Here is a 1,456-nt window from a genome sequence, read left to right on the forward strand (position 1 = left end):
ACTAATAACCAAAGTGGCGGAGCTGGTCAAGAAGTATATAAAATTGGTAACTACGTATGGGAAGATACTAATAAAAACGGTGTTCAAGAATTAGGAGAAAAAGGCGTTGGCAATGTAACTGTAACTGTATTTGATAATAATACAAATACAAAAGTAGGAGAAGCAGTTACTAAAGAAGATGGGTCATACTTGATTCCAAACTTACCTAATGGAGATTACCGTGTAGAATTTTCAAACTTACCAAAAGGTTATGAAGTAACCCCTTCAAAACAAGGTAATAACGAAGAATTAGATTCAAACGGCTTATCTTCAGTTATTACAGTTAATGGCAAAGATAACTTATCTGCAGACTTAGGTATTTACAAACCTAAATACAACTTAGGTGACTATGTCTGGGAAGATACAAATAAAAATGGTATCCAAGACCAAGATGAAAAAGGTATATCTGGCGTAACGGTAACATTAAAAGATGAAAACGGTAACGTGTTAAAAACAGTTACAACAGACGCAGATGGCAAATATAAATTTACTGATTTAGATAATGGTAATTATAAAGTTGAATTTACTACACCAGAAGGCTATACACCGACTACAGTAACATCTGGTAGCGACATTGAAAAAGACTCTAATGGTTTAACAACAACAGGTGTTATTAATGGTGCTGATAACATGACATTAGATAGTGGATTCTACAAAACACCAAAATATAATTTAGGTAATTATGTATGGGAAGATACAAATAAAGATGGTAAGCAGGATTCAACTGAAAAAGGTATTTCAGGCGTAACAGTTACATTGAAAAATGAAAACGGTGAAGTTTTACAAACAACTAAAACAGATAAAGATGGTAAATATCAATTTACTGGATTAGAAAATGGAACTTATAAAGTTGAATTCGAAACACCATCAGGTTACACACCAACACAAGTAGGTTCAGGAACTGATGAAGGTATAGATTCAAATGGTACATCAACAACAGGTGTCATTAAAGATAAAGATAACGATACTATTGACTCTGGTTTCTACAAACCGACTTACAACTTAGGTGACTATGTATGGGAAGATACAAATAAAAACGGTGTTCAAGATAAAGATGAAAAGGGTATTTCAGGTGTAACAGTTACGTTAAAAGATGAAAACGACAAAGTTTTAAAAACAGTTACAACAGATGAAAATGGTAAATATCAATTCACTGATTTAAACAATGGAACTTATAAAGTTGAATTCGAGACACCATCAGGTTATACACCAACTTCAGTAACTTCTGGAAATGATACTGAAAAAGATTCTAATGGTTTAACAACAACAGGTGTCATTAAAGATGCAGATAACATGACATTAGACAGTGGTTTCTATAAAACACCAAAATATAGTTTAGGTGATTATGTTTGGTACGACAGTAATAAAGACGGCAAACAAGATTCAACTGAAAAAGGTATCAAAGATGTTAAAGTTA

General features: G+C 32.5%; 1 pseudogene. It reads left to right on the top strand.

Annotated features, from left to right (window positions below):
• Nucleotides 1–1,456, top strand: a pseudogene (sdrD, locus tag IDG60_RS13935) (MSCRAMM family adhesin SdrD); the annotation flags it as partial.

It is taken from the genome of Staphylococcus sp. EG-SA-2 (assembly GCF_017152085.1).